General features: G+C 74.3%; 18 protein-coding genes. 17 read left to right on the top strand and 1 reads right to left on the bottom strand.

Annotated elements, in window-relative coordinates; translation table 11 throughout:
• The first annotated feature begins 76 nt into the window (after positions 1-76).
• From mihF to ACH5HR_RS01505, 11 genes are all read left to right on the top strand, one after another.
• On the top strand, positions 77-388 hold the full coding sequence (gene mihF / locus ACH5HR_RS01555) for an integration host factor, actinobacterial type (RefSeq protein WP_402371768.1): 312 nt from the start codon (positions 77-79) through the stop codon (positions 386-388).
• 22 nt (positions 389-410) lie between these two features.
• Positions 411-1,058 (top strand): guanylate kinase, encoded by a 648-nt coding sequence (gene gmk / locus ACH5HR_RS01550; protein WP_402371769.1) that lies wholly within the window; start codon positions 411-413, stop codon positions 1,056-1,058.
• A 100-nt stretch (positions 1,059-1,158) separates the two neighbouring features.
• On the top strand, positions 1,159-1,494 hold the full coding sequence (gene rpoZ / locus ACH5HR_RS01545; RefSeq protein ID WP_402371771.1) for a DNA-directed RNA polymerase subunit omega: 336 nt from the start codon (positions 1,159-1,161) through the stop codon (positions 1,492-1,494).
• A gap of 22 nt (positions 1,495-1,516) precedes the next feature.
• Positions 1,517-2,752 (top strand): bifunctional phosphopantothenoylcysteine decarboxylase/phosphopantothenate--cysteine ligase CoaBC, encoded by a 1,236-nt coding sequence (gene coaBC / locus ACH5HR_RS01540; RefSeq protein ID WP_416475887.1) that lies wholly within the window; start codon positions 1,517-1,519, stop codon positions 2,750-2,752.
• Between the two features lie 75 nt (positions 2,753-2,827).
• On the top strand, positions 2,828-4,042 hold the full coding sequence (gene metK, locus ACH5HR_RS01535; RefSeq protein ID WP_416475885.1) for a methionine adenosyltransferase: 1,215 nt from the start codon (positions 2,828-2,830) through the stop codon (positions 4,040-4,042).
• Between the two features lie 26 nt (positions 4,043-4,068).
• Positions 4,069-6,198: a primosomal protein N' family DNA-binding protein gene (locus tag ACH5HR_RS01530; RefSeq protein ID WP_416475884.1), complete on the top strand. Its 2,130-nt coding sequence runs from the start codon at positions 4,069-4,071 to the stop codon at positions 6,196-6,198.
• On the top strand, positions 6,198-6,839 hold the full coding sequence (locus ACH5HR_RS01525; RefSeq protein ID WP_416475882.1) for an HAD family hydrolase: 642 nt from the start codon (positions 6,198-6,200) through the stop codon (positions 6,837-6,839). Before ACH5HR_RS01530 ends, ACH5HR_RS01525 begins: the two co-directional genes overlap by 1 nt.
• Positions 6,840-6,848: 9 nt before the next feature.
• The gene (gene fmt / locus ACH5HR_RS01520; protein ID WP_402371777.1) at positions 6,849-7,808 is read left to right on the top strand and encodes a methionyl-tRNA formyltransferase; all 960 of its coding nucleotides are present in this window, start codon (positions 6,849-6,851) and stop codon (positions 7,806-7,808) included.
• Positions 7,805-9,346, top strand: coding sequence for an RsmB/NOP family class I SAM-dependent RNA methyltransferase (locus ACH5HR_RS01515; RefSeq protein WP_416475881.1), 1,542 nt, complete (start codon positions 7,805-7,807; stop codon positions 9,344-9,346). The genes fmt and ACH5HR_RS01515 overlap by 4 nt, the downstream gene beginning before the upstream one ends.
• 81 nt (positions 9,347-9,427) lie before the next feature.
• A complete protein-coding gene (relB, locus tag ACH5HR_RS01510) occupies positions 9,428-9,679 on the top strand; it encodes a type II toxin-antitoxin system RelB family anti-toxin (RefSeq protein WP_402371780.1) in 252 nt (83 codons plus the stop codon).
• Complete coding sequence (locus tag ACH5HR_RS01505) at positions 9,666-10,946, top strand: HipA domain-containing protein (protein ID WP_416475880.1); 1,281 nt, start codon at positions 9,666-9,668, stop codon at positions 10,944-10,946. Before relB ends, ACH5HR_RS01505 begins: the two co-directional genes overlap by 14 nt.
• Before the next feature lie 3 nt (positions 10,947-10,949).
• Here the strand turns inward: ACH5HR_RS01505 and ACH5HR_RS01500 are convergent, their stop codons facing one another.
• Entirely contained in the window at positions 10,950-11,468 is a 519-nt protein-coding gene (locus tag ACH5HR_RS01500) for a GNAT family N-acetyltransferase (protein WP_416475879.1), read from the bottom strand.
• A gap of 119 nt (positions 11,469-11,587) precedes the next feature.
• On the opposite strand from ACH5HR_RS01500, the gene ACH5HR_RS01495 reads away from it, so the two are divergent.
• The 6 genes from ACH5HR_RS01495 (at position 11,588) to ACH5HR_RS01470 (ending at position 15,682) form a co-directional block, all read left to right on the top strand.
• Positions 11,588-11,995: a YciI family protein gene (locus ACH5HR_RS01495; RefSeq protein WP_402371784.1), complete on the top strand. Its 408-nt coding sequence runs from the start codon at positions 11,588-11,590 to the stop codon at positions 11,993-11,995.
• 4 nt (positions 11,996-11,999) lie between these two features.
• Positions 12,000-13,145, top strand: a complete 1,146-nt coding sequence (locus tag ACH5HR_RS01490) for an RNA polymerase sigma factor (RefSeq protein ID WP_416475877.1) — start codon at positions 12,000-12,002, stop codon at positions 13,143-13,145.
• 50 nt (positions 13,146-13,195) lie between these two features.
• Complete coding sequence (gene rpe / locus ACH5HR_RS01485) at positions 13,196-13,858, top strand: ribulose-phosphate 3-epimerase (RefSeq protein ID WP_402371788.1); 663 nt, start codon at positions 13,196-13,198, stop codon at positions 13,856-13,858.
• A 149-nt stretch (positions 13,859-14,007) separates the two neighbouring features.
• Positions 14,008-14,271, top strand: a complete 264-nt coding sequence (locus ACH5HR_RS01480; protein WP_402371790.1) for a phosphoribosyl-ATP diphosphatase — start codon at positions 14,008-14,010, stop codon at positions 14,269-14,271.
• A 94-nt stretch (positions 14,272-14,365) separates the two neighbouring features.
• Positions 14,366-15,214 carry an ATP phosphoribosyltransferase gene (gene hisG / locus ACH5HR_RS01475; protein ID WP_402371792.1) on the top strand — a complete coding sequence of 283 codons (849 nt, stop codon included), beginning with the start codon at positions 14,366-14,368 and terminating at the stop codon, positions 15,212-15,214.
• A 3-nt stretch (positions 15,215-15,217) separates the two neighbouring features.
• Positions 15,218-15,682: a PH domain-containing protein gene (locus ACH5HR_RS01470; protein ID WP_416475875.1), complete on the top strand. Its 465-nt coding sequence runs from the start codon at positions 15,218-15,220 to the stop codon at positions 15,680-15,682.
• The last annotated feature ends 4 nt before the right edge of the window (positions 15,683-15,686 follow it).

Below are 15,686 nucleotides of genomic sequence, written 5' to 3'. Positions count from 1 at the left end.
ATTGCCGCCGCCGCAGGTCGTGGCTACTTTCGAGTGAGCAGTACGTCCTGTCGGTTCGATTGAGTAGGTGACTTGCGTGGCCCTTCCTCCACTCACCCCGGAACAGCGTGCGGCGGCCCTCGAGAAGGCGGCCGAGGCACGACGCGTCCGGGCGGAGATCAAGAACCGTCTGAAGTACTCCCAGGGGTCGCTGCGGGAGGTGATCGAGCAGGGCCAGGCGGACGACGTCGTGGGCAAGCTCAAGGTCGTCTCGTTGCTGGAGTCGCTCCCCGGAGTCGGTAAGGTGAAGGCTCGGGCGATCATGGAAGAGATCGGGATCGCCGAGACCCGCCGTGTCCGTGGCCTCGGGCCGCATCAGGCCCAGGCGCTCATCGAGAGGTTTGGCTGAGATTTCCGTATCACCTGCCGGCGTGCCGGCTCCCCGAGGCGCCGCTCCTGACGACGACGCCCTGCGAGGGCCGGCACGGCTGACCGTGCTGGCCGGACCCACGGCCGTCGGCAAGGGCACCGTCTCGGCCGACATCCGCGCCCGCTACCCGCAGGTGTGGCTGTCGGTCTCGGCCACGACGCGGCCACCACGGCCGGGCGAGGTGCACGGTGTGCACTATCTGTTCGTCGAGCCCGAGGAGTTCGACCGGATGGTCGCCGCGGGGGAGATGCTGGAGTGGGCGGTGGTGCACGGCCGCCACCGCTACGGCACCCCTCGCGGCCCGGTCGCCGAGCATCTGGCCGCCGGCCGTCCCACCCTGCTGGAGATCGACCTCCAGGGTGCCCGGCAGGTGCGCGACGCGATGGGTGCGGCGGGCCTCGACGCGCAGTTCGTGTTCCTGGCCCCGCCGAGCCACGAGGAGCTGGTGCGCCGGCTCGTGGGGCGGGGGACCGAGAGCTCTGCCGAGCGCGAGCGCCGGCTGGCCACGGCCGCGGTGGAGATGGCGGCCGAGCCCGAGTTCGACGTGACGATCGTCAACGACGACGTCACGCGGGCCACGGACGAGCTGGCGCGGCTGCTGGGCGTGCGAGCCCAGGACGGCGCACCCGCGACCTCCCGGTCTGCTTGATCGCGGCGGGTAGACTGGGCGACGACTTCCCCCCTGAACTTCCGGTGGCCCCCGCCACCGGTCCGTACGTCTGCTTGGAGTGACACTCATGGCCGGAACCGTGCCCCAGCCCATCGGCATCACCGACCCGCCGATCGATGACCTGCTCACGCACAGCGAGTCCAAGTACGGCCTGGTGCTGTACGCCTCCAAGCGTGCCCGTCAGATCAACGCGTACTACGCCCAGCTCAACGAGGGCCTGCTGGAGAACGTCGGGCCGCTGGTGGACACCCGCATCCAGGAGAAGCCGCTGTCGATCGCGATGCGCGAGATCAACCAGGGCCTGCTCACGGCGGAGCCCGCCGAGCCGGCTCCTGAGCAGCCGACCACGCCGTCGCTCCCCGAGGGCGTCGAGGTCGTGGACTCCGAGCAGGCCGCCGGCGACGAGATCGTCTGAGCCGGCCCCCCGGCGCGCCGCGATGAGGATCCTGCTCGGAGTGAGCGGCGGCATCGCCGCCTACAAGGCGGTGCTTCTGCTGCGGCTCCTGCGCGAGCAGGGGCACGCGGTGCGCGTGGTGCCGACCGCTGCCGCGCTGCGGTTCGTGGGCGCGCCGACGTTCGAGGCGCTCTCGGGCGAGCCCGTCAGCACCGAGGTGTTCGACGACGTCCCGGGCGTCCAGCACGTCGGGCTCGGCCAGGAGGCCGACCTGGTCGTGGTGGCACCGGCCACCGCGGACCTGCTGGCCCGGGCCGCGGCCGGCCGCGCGGACGACCTGCTCACCTCGACCCTGCTGGTCGCCCGCTGCCCGGTCGTGATGGCCCCGGCCATGCACACCGAGATGTGGCAGCACCCGGCCACGCGGGCGAACGTCGAGACCTTGCGCGGCCGGGGCGTGCACGTCATCGAGCCGGCCAGCGGTCGGCTGACCGGCGCCGACACCGGAGCGGGCCGCCTGCCCGAGCCCGAGGACATCGCTCGTGCGGCGCTGGAGGCTGCGGCGGTGGGGGCGGACGCCTCCGTCCGGCACGACCTCGCCGGCCGGCATGTCGTGGTGTCCGGTGGTGGCACGCGCGAGCCGATCGACCCGGTGCGCTTCATCGGCAACAGGTCCAGCGGACGCCAGGGCGTCGCGCTGGCGCAGGCGGCCGCGGCGCGGGGCGCGCAGGTGACGCTCGTCGCGGCGAACCTGGCCGCGGACCTGACGGCACCGTTGGTCGCCGCCGGCGTCTCGGTGCGGGCGGTCGGCTCGACGGCCGAGCTGCGCGAGGCCGTGCGTTCCGCGGCCGAGAGCGCCGACGTCGTCGTCATGGCGGCGGCCGTCGCGGACTTTCGTCCGAGCGCCCCGCCGCGGGCCAAGATCAAGAAGGTCGCGGGTACGTCGCCCGCCCCGATCGAGCTGGTGGAGAATCCCGACATCCTGGCCGAGCTGGCTGCGCATCGTCTCCGCGCCGACCAGGTCGTGGTGGGTTTCGCGGCCGAGACCGGCGGCGACGGGACCTCCGTCCTGGACCACGGGCGCGCGAAGGCACGGCGCAAGGGCGCCGACCTGCTGGCCGTGAACGCGGTGGGCGAGAACCTGGGGTTCGGCACGGACGTGAACGAGGTGACGGTGCTGGACGCGCACGGTGAGACGGTGGCCGCCGTCGCGGGCTCCAAGCGCGAGGTCGCGGACGGGCTCTGGGACGCTGTGGCCAAGATTCTGACCGACATGTGAGACGTTCTCATGCTGTGAGACGTTTTCGGGTGGATCTGCTGGGTCTACGGCATCCGGGGACGTAGGCTGGGCGGCATGAGCGATGCGCTGCGCCTCTTCACGTCCGAGTCCGTGACGGAGGGTCACCCGGACAAGGTGTGCGACCAGATCTCCGACGCCATCCTGGACGCGCTCCTCGCGCAGGATCCCCGCTCGCGGGTGGCGGTGGAGACCATGGTGACCACCGGGCTGGTGCACGTGGCCGGCGAGGTCACCACCGAGGCGTACGTCGAGATCCCCCAGATCGTGCGCGAGGTGGTCCGAGGCATCGGTTACACCTCCTCGGCGATCGGGTTCGACGGTGATTCGTGCGGGGTGTCGGTGTCCATCGGGCAGCAGTCGCCGGACATCGCCCAGGGTGTCGACACCGCCCTCGAGCGCCGCACCCGCGCCGCCGAGGCCACGGCGGACGACCTGCTCGACGCGCAGGGCGCGGGCGACCAGGGGCTCATGTTCGGCTACGCCACCGACGAGACGCCGTCCCTGATGCCGCTGCCGATCTGGCTGGCGCACCGCCTCGCGGAGCGGTTGGCCGAGGTCCGCAAGTCCGGTGCGGTGGCGGGGCTGCGGCCCGACGGCAAGACGCAGGTCACGATCGGCTACGACGGCGACCGGCCGGTGAGCCTGGACACGGTGGTGCTGTCCACCCAGCACGACGCCGACATCGAGCAGGACAAGCTCTTCCGCGAGGTGGCCGACCACGTGATCGACCCCGTGGTCGACGAGGTGGCCGCGTCCGTGGGCCTGGCGACGTCCGACGTGCGCCTCATCGTCAACCCGACCGGCAAGTTCGTCGTCGGCGGGCCGCAGGGCGACGCCGGGCTGACGGGTCGCAAGATCATCGTCGACACCTACGGCGGGATGTCTCGGCACGGCGGCGGGGCCTTCTCCGGCAAGGACCCCTCGAAGGTCGACCGCTCGGCCGCGTACGCCATGCGGTGGGTGGCCAAGAACGTCGTGGCCGCGGGTCTGGCGCGGCGCTGCGAGGTGCAGGTGGCGTACGCGATCGGCAAGGCGCACCCGGTCGGTCTGTACGTCGAGACGTTCGGCACCGAGACGGTCGCACCCGAGCGCATCAGCGCGGCCATCGGCGAGGTGTTCGACCTGCGCCCGGCGGCGATCGTGCGCGACCTGGACCTGCTGCGTCCCGTCTATGCCACCACGGCGGCCTACGGGCACTTCGGTCGTGAGCTCGACGGCTTCACCTGGGAGTGCACCGACCGGGTGGACGCGCTGCGCGCCGCGGTGTGAGCGCCGGTGCGTGGTTGCATGGTCCCGTGACGACCGCTGACGAGCCCGAGCAGCCCGCGCTGCTCGGGCTCGACGACGTGCCGGCGGCCCCGGCGCCCCGCAGGCGCGGCCGCGCGAAGCAGCCTGCCGGTCCGGCCGCCGTCGACCCGGTGGCCCGGGTGGTCCTCGACCTGGCCCCGGCCCACCTCGACCGCGAGTTCGACTACCTGGTCCCCGCCCCGCTGGCCGACGACGCCGTGCCGGGCGTGCGGGTGCGCGCGCGGTTCGGCCCGCAGGAGGTCGGCGGCTATCTCGTGGGCCGCGCGGCGACGTCCGACCACGACGGGCGGCTGGTGGCCCTGCGGCGTGTCGTCTCGCCCGATCCCGTGCTGGCCCCGGAGGTGCTGGCGCTGGCACGCCGGGTGGCCGAGCGGTACGCGGGGACGCTGTCGGACGTGCTGCGCCTCGCGGTGCCACCGCGGCATGCCCGCGTCGAGGCCGAGGTGCTGGCCGCGCTCGCCGAGCAGACGAACGACGGGCAGGCACCGCCTCCTGCCTTCCCGTCCGACGGTGACGGCTGGGCGGGCGTGTGGGCGCCGTACCGGGGCGGGGAGGCGTTCAGTCGCCGGGTGCTGGCCGGACAGGCTCCGCGGGCCGTGTGGACGCCTCTGCCGGGCCTGGCGGCCGGCCCCGAGGGTCCGGCGCGCACGCCGCACTGGGCGGCCGCCGTGGCGCACACCGTGCGCGCGTGCCTGGCGGGCGGGCGTCGCGCCCTGGTGGTGGTGCCCGACGCCCGCGACGTCGACCGGGTGTGCGCCGCGCTGGCCGTCGCGGGCGTGCCCGACGTGGTGCGGCTGCAGGCCGACGACGGCCCCGCGCCGCGCTACCGGGCGTTCCTGCACGCACGGCACGGTCTGGCGGCGGCGGTGGTCGGCACGCGCGCGGCGATGTTCGCCCCCGTGCCGGACCTGGGCCTCGTGGTGCTGTGGGGCGACGGCGAGGAGACGCTTGCCGAGCCGCACGCCCCGTACCCGCACGCCCGGGAGGTCCTGGCGCTGCGCAGCGAGCTGCAGGGCGCGGCGTTCCTGCTCGGCTCGCCCGGCCGGACCGTCCAGGCGCAGGCGCTGCTGGCGCACGGCTGGGCGCAGGAGATCGGCGCCCCGCGCGACGTCGTACGCTCCCGGGCGCCGCGGGTGCGCGCCCTGACGTCCGTGGAGCTGGCCCGCGAGGGCGCCGGTGCGGCCGCGCGGCTGCCGAGCGCGGCCTGGCGGGCCGCCCGCGACGCGCTGGCCCACGGCCCGGTGCTCGTCCAGGTGCCCCGGACCGGCTACCTGCCGGTGGTGGCGTGCGCGCGGTGCCGGACGGCGGCACGCTGCGAGCACTGCCACGGCCCGCTGGGGCTGCGCGGGGCGAGCGCGACGCCGCAGTGCACCTGGTGCGGCCGGCTCGCCGGGGGGTGGCGCTGCACCGAGTGCGGGCACGACCGGGTGCGGGCCGTGCGGGTCGGCTCGGAGCGCACGGCCGAGGAGCTGGGGCGCGCCTTCCCCGGCGTCCCGGTGCGGGTGTCGGCGTCCTCCGCGCCCGGCGGTGTGCTGGACCACGTCGACGCGGCCCGGGCGCTCGTGGTGGCCACTCCCGGCGCCGAACCGGTGGCCGAGGACGGGTACGCCGCCGCGCTGCTGCTCGACGCAGCGGTCGCCACGGCGGGCACCGGCCTGGCCACCGCCACCGAGGCGGCGCACCGTTGGCTCGCCGCCGCCGCCCTGGTGCGACCCGCGCCCCAGGGGCAGGTCCTGCTGGTGGGTGACGCCGCGCCGGCCCCGACCAGCGCCCTCGTGCGCTTCGACGCGCCGGGACTGGCCGAGCGCGAGCTGGACGAGCGCCGCGAGCTGGACCTGCCGCCCGCCGTGCGCGTCGCCGCCGTCACCGGTCAGGTCGACGCGGTGCGCGCCGTCGTCGCCCGCGTCGGGCTCGCCACGCCCGAGACCGTGCTCGGCCCGGTCGACCTGCCCGACGACGGCACCCGGCTCGAGCCGGCGGTACGTGTCGTGGTGCGCGTCCCGCTCGCCCAGGGCACCGAGCTCGCCCACCAGCTGCGCGCCTCGATGGCCGTGCGCGCCGCCCGCCGCGAGGGCGGCAGCGCTCGTGTCCAGCTCGACCCCGCGGAGATGCTCTGATGGCGACCGACCCCGCGACCGCCCGCGGCCCGGTCGAGGCCGTGATCTACGACCTCGGCAACGTGCTGGTGGGATGGGACCCCTACGGGGCGTTCGACGGCCTGGACCGCGCCGCCGTCGACGACTGGATGGCCGACGTCGACTTCGCCGCGTTCAACCACGCCCAGGACGCGGGCCGCACGTGGTCCGAGGCGGTCGCCCACCTGGAGGCCACCCGACCGCACCTCGCCGCGTACGCCGAGCGCTACCGCACCGCGTACCCCGGCACCCTCACCGGCCCCGTGCCCGGGTCGGCGGAGCTCGTCGACGAGCTCGACGAGCTCGGGCTGCGCCTGTACGGGCTGACCAACTGGGCCGCCGACACCTTCCACCACGCGGTGCCGGCCGCACCCGCCATCGGTCGGCTGGGTGACGTCGTCGTCTCCGGCCTGGTGGGCGTCGCCAAGCCCGACCCGGCGATCTTCCGCCTCGCCGCCGGACGCTTCGCCGTCGACCCGGGGCGCACCGTCTTCGTCGACGACACCGCCCGCAACGTCGAGGCCGCCCGCACCGTCGGGTTCCAGGCCGTGCACTTCACCGGCACGCCCGCGCTGCGGACGGCGCTCGCCGACCTCGGCGTCCCGGTGCGGCGCCGGCCCTAGACTTGTGCGGTGCGTCTGCTCTTCGCCGGAACCCCGGAACCCGCCGTCCCCGCGCTGCGTGCGCTGATCGACTCCCAGCACGAGGTGGCCGCCGTCCTGACCCGGGCCGACGCCCGTGCCGGACGTGGTCGCCGCCTCGTGCCGAGCCCCGTGCGCGTCGCCGCCGAGGAGGCGGGCATCGAGGTGATCACGGACGTGCCCCGCGGGGAGGACTTCGTCGCCCGCCTGCGCGACCTCGACGTCGACGTCGCCCCCGTGGTGGCCTACGGGCACCTGCTACGCCCCGACGTCCTGGCCGTGCCCCGCCTCGGGTGGGTCAACCTGCACTTCTCGGTGCTGCCCGCGTGGCGCGGTGCCGCCCCGGTGCAGCACGCGATCCTCGCCGGCGACGAGGTCACCGGCGCCACCACGTTCCTGCTCGACGAGGGCATGGACACCGGACCCGTCCTCGGCACCGCCACCGAGACCGTCCGCCCCCGCGACACGTCCGGCGACCTGCTCGCCCGGCTCGCGGTCTCCGGTGCGGAGCTGCTCGTGGCGACCCTGGACGCGCTGGGCGCCGGCCGGCTCGCACCCCGGCCGCAGGCCGCCGAGGGCGCCTCGGTCGCCCCCAAGATCACCCGTGAGGACGCCCTGGTGCAGTGGGACGAGCCGGCGCTCGCGGTCGACCGGCGCATCCGTGCGGTCACGCCGGCCCCCGGCGCGTGGACCACGCTCCCGGCCGACGACGACACGCCCGGGCCACGTCTCGGCGTCGGACCCGTGCGCCCGCGGCCCGAGGTCACCGACCTCGGGCCAGGCCGGGTACGTGCCACCAGGACCGAGGTGCTGGTGGGCACCGCCACGCACGCCGTCGCCCTCGGCGACGTGCAGCCGGTCGGCAAGCGGCCGATGCCGGCAGCCGACTGGGCACGCGGCGCCGGCCGTGCCGTGCTCGCCGCCGACGCAGCCCTGGGAGGCACGCGATGAACGCCCACCGTGACGAGGACCGGGACGGCGACCGGCGGGACGCGCGCGGCCGCCAGCGCGGTGCGGCCCGCTCCCGCAGCCAAGGACACCGCACCTCCCGGGCACCCTCGCAGCGCCGCCGGGCGACCGACCCGGCCCGCACCGCCGCCTACGACGTGCTGCGCGAGGTCGACGCCTCGGACGCCTACGCCAACCTCGTGCTCCCGCCGCTGCTGCGCGAGCGCCGCATCACCGGCCGGGACGCCGCGTTCGCCACCGAGCTCGCCTACGGCACCCTGCGCCTGCAGGGCCGCTACGACGCGATCCTGGCCCACTGCGTCAACCGGCCCCTGGACCGGCTCGACCCCGAGGTCCTCGACGTGCTGCGCCTGGGCGCCCACCAGGTGCTCGGCATGCGGGTGCCCGCCCACGCCGCCGTCTCGGAGACGGTGGGGCTGTGCCGCGACCGCGTCGGCGCAGGCCCGGCGCAGATGGTCAACGCCGTCCTGCGCGCCGTCGGGCGCACGAGCCTCGACGACTGGCTCGACCGGCTGCGCACCGAAGCCCCGGACGAGACCACCGCGCTCGCGCTGACCGGCTCCCACCCCGTGTGGATCACCCGCGCCCTGCGCGAGGCCCTGCACGGCTCCGGACGCTCCGTGGACGAGCTCGCCGACCTGCTGCAGGCCGACAACACCGCACCGCGCGTCACGCTCGTCGTGCGGCCCGGGCTGGTCGGACCCGACGAGCTGACCGGCAGCGCGGAGACCGACGTGCGCCTCACGCCCGGCCGCTGGGCACCCACGGCACAGGTGCTCGCCTCCGGGACCGACCCTGCCGCCCTCGAGCCGGTGGCCGACGGACGCGCCGGCGTGCAGGACGAGGGGTCCCAGCTCGTCACCCTCGCGCTGGCTGCCACGCCGCTCGAGGGCCGCGACGAACGCTGGCTCGACCTGTGCGCCGGACCGGGCGGCAAGGCCGCGCTCCTCGGGGCGCTCGCGGCCCGGCAGGGCGCCCGGCTCGTGGCCAACGAGGTCCAACCGCACCGCACACGTCTCGTACGCCAGGGGCTGCGCGCCGTGCCCCAGGAGACGGTGGAGGCCGTGCGTACCGGGGACGGCCGTGAGGTGGGCTCCGACGAACCCGGCGCCTACGACCGCGTGCTCGTCGACGCGCCGTGCACCGGCCTGGGTGCGCTGCGCCGGCGACCCGAGTCCCGGTGGCGGCGCACGCCCGCCGACCTCGGCACGCTCACCGGGCTGCAGGGCGAGCTGCTCGCCTCCGCCCTCGACGCCGTGCGACCCGGGGGAGTGGTGGCGTACGTGACGTGCTCGCCCCACCTGGCCGAGACCCGCCTCGTGGTGGACGACGTGCTGCGCCGGCGCGACGACGTCGAACGCCTCGACGCCCGTGCCGCGGTGCGTGACGTGCTCGTCCCGGACGCCGAGATCGACCTGGGGGCCGACGGCGGCGGCGCGGACGGGCTCGACGTGCAGCTCTGGCCGCACGTGCACGGCACCGACGCGATGCACCTGACGCTGCTGCGCCGGACGGGCTGACAGGTATTCCTTGCCATCTGGCGTTCGCCAGGATAAAGTGGCAGAACGTTTCTGCCAGAATAGCCTGTCATCGGAGGAGCCATGCCCGGCGAACCGTCCCGCTGGACCCAGCCACGAGGACCACGCGACCTCGGACGCTTCGTCCAGCAGGCGCGCCGACGACGCGGCCTCAGCCAGGTGGCGCTCGCGGACGAGCTCGGCCTCACCCGGCAGTACGTCTCCGAGGTGGAGTCCGGCGTCGGGAACCTCTACATCACACGGCTCTTCGAGATCTTCGACGAGCTCGGCATCGACGTACGCCTGGAGGAGCGGACGGCCGATGCTGACGCCTGAGCTGGACGCCTGGCTGTACGGCAGTCGCGTTGCGCGCTTCACCGCGCGCGACGTGGGTCGTGCCGCACCCCGCGTCGAGCTCACCTGGGACCCCGACGCCGTCGTCCGCTGGGGTTACGGCGCCCGGGTGCTCTCCCACCTCCTGCCCATGGACCCGGACGATCCTCCGCCGCCTGCCCGCGTCACCGCGTGGCTCGACGGGCTGATGCCCGAAGGGCGCGTCCGTGACCACATGGCCATGGACGCCGGAGTCGACCCCGAGGACGTCGTCGGCTTCTTCAGTGCCTACGGCGGGGACACCGTCGGTGCGCTCGAGTTCGTCCCCGTCGGTGCCGCGCCGCGATCGGGCACCGTCAGCGACCAGCCGCTCGACGGGGCGGGCATCGCCACACTCCTGCGTGCGAGCGTCGCCCGTGCCGGAGGGCAGGGCCGCACGCAACGTCTCACCAGCTCGCTGCCCGGGATGGAGCCGAAGATCGGCCTCGTCCACGCCGACGGCGGGTGGTGGCGGGCCTCCCCGGAGCAGCCGACCACCCACATCCTCAAGGTCGCCCGCGCCGCGGGATCGCCCACCGCCGACCTCGTCGACACCGAGGCCGCCTCGCTCGACCTCGCCCGTCGCATCGGCCTGACGACGGTCGACGCGCGCGTCGAGACGTTCGGCGACATGCGCTGCATCGTCGTCTCCCGCTACGACCGGGTGCCCGACGACGGCGTGCCCGGCGGGCTGCGACGCATCCACCAGGAGGACTCCGCCCAGGCGCTCGGCATCAACACCCGCGACCCGGAGCGCAAGTTCCAGCACGGGCGCGCCCTGCCGTCGCTCGCCCGGATCGCCCAGGTCCTGCGCGACGACGGCGCCAGGCCGGACCGGCTGCTGGCGCTCACCGCGCTGAACCTCGCGCTCGGGAACACCGACGCCCATGCGAAGAACATCTCGCTGCTCCGCCGCGAGGACGGCACCGTCGCGCTCGCTCCCGCCTACGACGTCTCGATGCACCTGCACCACTCCCACGCCTCGCGCGTCTTCGCGATGGACGTCGCGGGGGAGCGGGACATGGACTCGATCACGGGGGAGCACCTCGTCGCGGAGGGCGTCTCGTGGGGCCTGCCGCGCCGTCGTGCCGAACGCGTCGTCGCGCGGACGCTCGACGACCTCAGGACCGCGCTGGACGAGATCGACCGCGGCCGGCACCCGGGCGTCCCGGCCGAGGCCTGGCGGACCGTCGTCGACCACACGGACGTCCTGCGGACGTCGGTGGGCTGAGCGTCAGTGGAGGGAGCGTTGCAGCAGCATCGTGCTGACGCTGCGCCCGTGCTTGACCCCCACGTCGCGCAGCACGCCGGCCACCTCGAAGCCGAGGCGGCGGTGCAGCGGCAGCGATCCTGCCGCTGCCGGGTCGTCCGCGACGACGGCGACGACCTCGCGCACGCCGGCCAGGGAGCAGGCGTCGAGCAGCGCGGAGAGCAGCCGGGTGCCGACCCCGCGCCGCTGCGCCACGGGGGAGAGGTAGACCGTCGTCTCGACGGTGTGCCGGTACGCCGCCTTCGGACGCCACGGAGCGGCGTAGGCGTACCCGACGACGACGCCGTCGACCTCCGCGACGAGGAACGGCAGCCCACGGTCGTGCAGGTCGTCCAGCCGGGCCTCCCAGGCCGGGACCCCAGGAGGATCCTCGTCGAACGTCACGGCGGTGCCCAGCACGTACGGCTCGAGGATCGCGGCGACGGCAGGCAGGTCGTCCGGGGTGGCGGGACGGACGAGCGGCCGGGCGGCGGGTGTGTCCACGGCGCGAGAGTACCGGGGCCCGGTCAGGATGGTGCGTGACCGGATGTCGAGAATGCCGGCTCGGCTCCGTCCCCGGGACGAGAGCGGCCACGACGGCCGCCACGACGAAGGAGCGAACGATGGCGAAGTACCTGCTGCTCAAGCACTACCGGGGTGCGCCGGCCTCGGTCAACGACGTGCCGATGGACCGGTGGACGCCCGACGAGGTCTCCGCGCACGTCCAGTACATGAACGACTTCGCGGCCCGGCTCGAGGGCACCGGCGAGTACGTCGACAGTCACGCTCTCTCCCCGGAGGGCATGTTCGTGCGGTACGACGGCGAGGGGCGGCAGCCGGTGACCGACGGCCCGTTCCCGGAGACCAAGGACCTGATCGCGGGCTGGATGGTGATCGACGTCGAGAGCCAGGAACGAGCCGTGGAGCTGGCCGGGGAGCTGTCGGCGGCGCCCGGTGCGGGGGGCCGTCCGATCCACGAGTGGCTCGAGCTGCGGCCGTTCCTCACCGAACCGCCGACCGTCATGGAGTGAGCCGGTGGACGAAGCGTTGCTGCGGGCGCTCACGCCCACGGTGATCGGCGTCCTCTGCCGTCGCGGAGCCGACTTTGCGACGGCAGAGGACGCCGTCCAGGAGGCGCTGGTCGAGGCCGTGCGCCGGTGGCCGCACGGCTCGCCCCGGGACCCGCAGGGGTGGCTGGTCACGGTCGCCTGGCGCAAGTTCCTCGACATGGTCCGCGCGGACGCGTCCCGTCGGCAGCGCGAGACCCGGGTCGGGGCCGAGCCGCCGCCGGGCCCGGGAGGATCGACGGACGACACGCTCCGGCTGTACTTCCTCTGCACGCATCCCGCCCTCTCACCCGCCTCGGCGGTCGCCCTGACGCTGCGGGCCGTCGGCGGGCTGACGACGCGGCAGATCGCCGAGGCCTACCTGGTGCCGGAGGCGACGATGGCGCAACGCATCAGCCGTGCCAAGCGCACGGTCGCCGGTGTCCGGCTGGACCGTGCGGGTGACGTGGCGACCGTCCTGCGTGTCCTCTACCTCGTCTTCAACGAGGGGTACTCGGGCGACGTCGACCTGGCCGCCGAGGCGATCCGCCTCACGCGCGAGCTCCGCGCGAAGGTCGACCATCCGGAGGTCTCGGGACTGCTCGCCCTCATGCTGCTCCACCACGCCCGCCGTGCCGCCCGGACCCGGGCCGACGGGAGCCTGGTGCCCCTCGCCGACCAGGACCGCGGGCGGTGGGACGCACGCCTGATCGCCGAGGGGGTCGAGATCCTCCAGGCGGCGCTCGTGCGGGACCGGCTCGGCGAGTTCCAGGCTCAGGCCGCCGTCGCCGCGCTCCACGCGGATGCCCGGACGGCCGAGGAGACCGACTGGGTGCAGATCGTCGAGTGGTACGACGAGCTCCTGCGGGTCAGGGACAGCCCGGTGGTCAGGCTCAACCGGGCCGTCGCGGTGGGCGAGGCCGACGGCGCGAGAGCCGGCCTCGCCGCGCTGGAGGAGCTCGACCCTGCCCTGCCGCGGTTCACCGCGGCGGCCGCGTACCTGCACGAGCGAGACGGGGACCCGGCGACCGCGGCACGGCTCTACGCCGACGCCGCGCGGGCGGCGTCCAGCCTGCCGGAGCGCGATCACCTGGTGCGCCAGGCCGCCCGGCTCAACGCCCGACGTGGTCCCTGAGCGGGCGAGCCGGGACGTGCCGACCGGCGCCCGGCTCTAGGCTGGTAGCCATGGCAGCCCTGATCAACCCGAGCATCCTGTCGGCCGACTTCGCGAACCTCGAGCGTGACCTCCAGGTCATCGCGACGGCGGACGCCGCGCACGTCGACGTCATGGACAACCACTTCGTGCCCAACCTGACGCTCGGCCTGCCGGTCTTCGAGCGGCTGGTGCAGATCTCTCCGGTGCCGATCGACGGGCATCTCATGATCGAGGACCCCGACCGCTGGGCGCCCGCCTACGCCGAGGCGGGCGCGGCGACGGTCACGTTCCACGCCGAGGCCGCACGGGCGCCTGTGCGGCTCGCACGCGAGCTGCGCCGGCTGGGTGCCCGGGCGGGCGTCGCCCTGCGCCCTGCGACCCCGGTGGAGCCCTTCCTGGACCTGCTGGCGGAGGTGGACCTGATCCTGGTGATGACGGTCGAGCCCGGGTTCGGCGGCCAGTCCTTCATCGAGGGGACCCTGCCCAAGATCCGGCGGGCACGCCGTGCCGTCAGCGAGTCGGGGCTCGACGTGCACATCCAGGTCGACGGGGGAGTGTCGCGGGAGACGATCGAGCGGGCGGCCGACGCCGGGGCGAACGTCTTCGTCGCGGGATCCGCGGTGTTCGGGGCGGACGACGTCCCGGCGGAGATCGACGTGCTCCGGGACCTGGCGAGCAAGCACACGCACTGAGGCGGGGGATCAGCGAGCATCTCCGCAGCAGGGGAGCCTTGTTCCTTCAATAGAAATAGTGTGCCAAGCGCCGATATCACACCTGTGACCTCCGTCCCGCGCACCGGGACAAAGCCTGGACGACCGGGGTCGGCGTCTACGCTGGTGGGGTGAAGACCTTCGACTCCCTGTTCGCCGAGCTGTCCGAGAAGGCCCGCACCCGACCCGCGGGGTCGGGGACCGTGGCTCAGCTGGACGCCGGCATCCATGCGATCGGCAAGAAGGTCGTGGAGGAGGCCGCCGAGGTATGGATGGCCGCCGAGCACGAGCCGGACGAGGCTGCGGCGGAAGAGATCTCGCAGCTGCTCTACCACCTGCAGGTGCTGATGATCGCCAAGGGGCTCACGCTGGACGACGTGTACGCGCATCTGTGAGCGCCCGGTCCGGTGTCGCCCGACACCGGACCGCAGCGCGCGCTCCGATCCGCACCATCGCCGTCGTCCCGCCCGATCCGAACGAGGTAACCCGTTGCTCCGCATCGCCGTCCCCAACAAGGGCTCGCTCTCCGCTCCAGCCACCGACATGCTGCGCGAGGCCGGCTACCGCCAGCGCCGCGACAGCCGCGAGCTCGTGCTCGCCGACGCCGACAACGGCGTCGAGTTCTTCTTCCTGCGTCCGCGGGACGTCGCCGTCTACGTCGGTGCCGGAACGGTGGACGTCGGGATCACAGGGCGCGACCTGATGCTCGACTCCGACGCCGACGCCGTGGAGCACCTCCCGCTCGGATTCGCCGGGTCGACCTTCCGGTTCGCCGCTCCCGCCGGGACGATCGAGGAGGTCGCCCAGATCGCCGGCAAGCGTGTCGCCTCGTCGTACACCACGATCGTGCGGCGGTACCTGGCGCGGCAGGGCGTCGAGCCCGCGGCCATCGTCCACCTCGACGGCGCGGTGGAGAGCTCGGTACGGCTCGGGGTCGCCGACGTGATCGCCGACGTCGTCGAGACCGGCACCACGCTGCGGGCCGCCGGGCTCGAGGTCTTCGGCGAGCCGATCCTGCGCTCCGAGGCCGTGCTCATCCGCCGGTCCGGCGACGAGGTCCCGAACGGGATCGACATCCTCACCCGTCGGCTGCAGGGTGTCATCACCGCGCGGGAGTACGTCCTGCTGGACTACGACGTGCCGACCGAGCTGCTCGACGCGGCCGTGGCCGTCACGCCGGGGTTCGAGTCGCCCACGGTGTCACCCCTGCACAACGGGCAGTCCGCCGCCGTGCGCTCGATGGTGCGGCGCTCGGAGACCAACCGGGTCATGGACGCGCTGTACGACGTCGGAGCGCGCGGCATCCTGGTGACCCGTATCCACGCGAGCCGTCTGTAGACGATGAGTGACGACGGCACGCAGCAGCAGGACCGGTTCCGGACCTTCCGTCCGTGGTGGACGCGCGTCGCGGTCGTCGTGACGGGCGTCGTCGCCGCGGGCGGGAGCCTGCTCGTGGCGTTGTTCGCCGAGCAGGGTGTCCTGCTCGGTGCCGGGACGCGCGTCTCGCTCGTCGCCTTCGCGATCTTCGCGGTGTGGTTGCTCTGGCGGCTGGGTGGCGTGCACGCGAAGCCTGACGCCGAAGGGCTCACGGTGCGCAACATCGTCCGCCGACGGCGCGTCGCGTGGCCCGAGGTGGTCGCCGTCCGGCTGACGGTGAACGACCCGTGGGTGATCCTCGACCTCGCCGACGGCGGCACGCTGGCCGTCATGGGGATCCAGCGTGCCGACGGCGAGCGGGGGATGGCGGAGGCCCGCCGGCTGCAGGCACTGGCCCGTCAGCTCGGCGAGGCCCCCGACAGCCCCTGACCTG

The organism is Isoptericola maris, from assembly GCF_048065335.1.
GTDB classification, from domain to species: Bacteria; Actinomycetota; Actinomycetes; order Actinomycetales; family Cellulomonadaceae; genus Isoptericola; species Isoptericola rhizosphaerae.
Note: the sequence above shows the minus strand (reverse complement) of the source record. Positions and strands in the feature narration are given on the sequence as shown.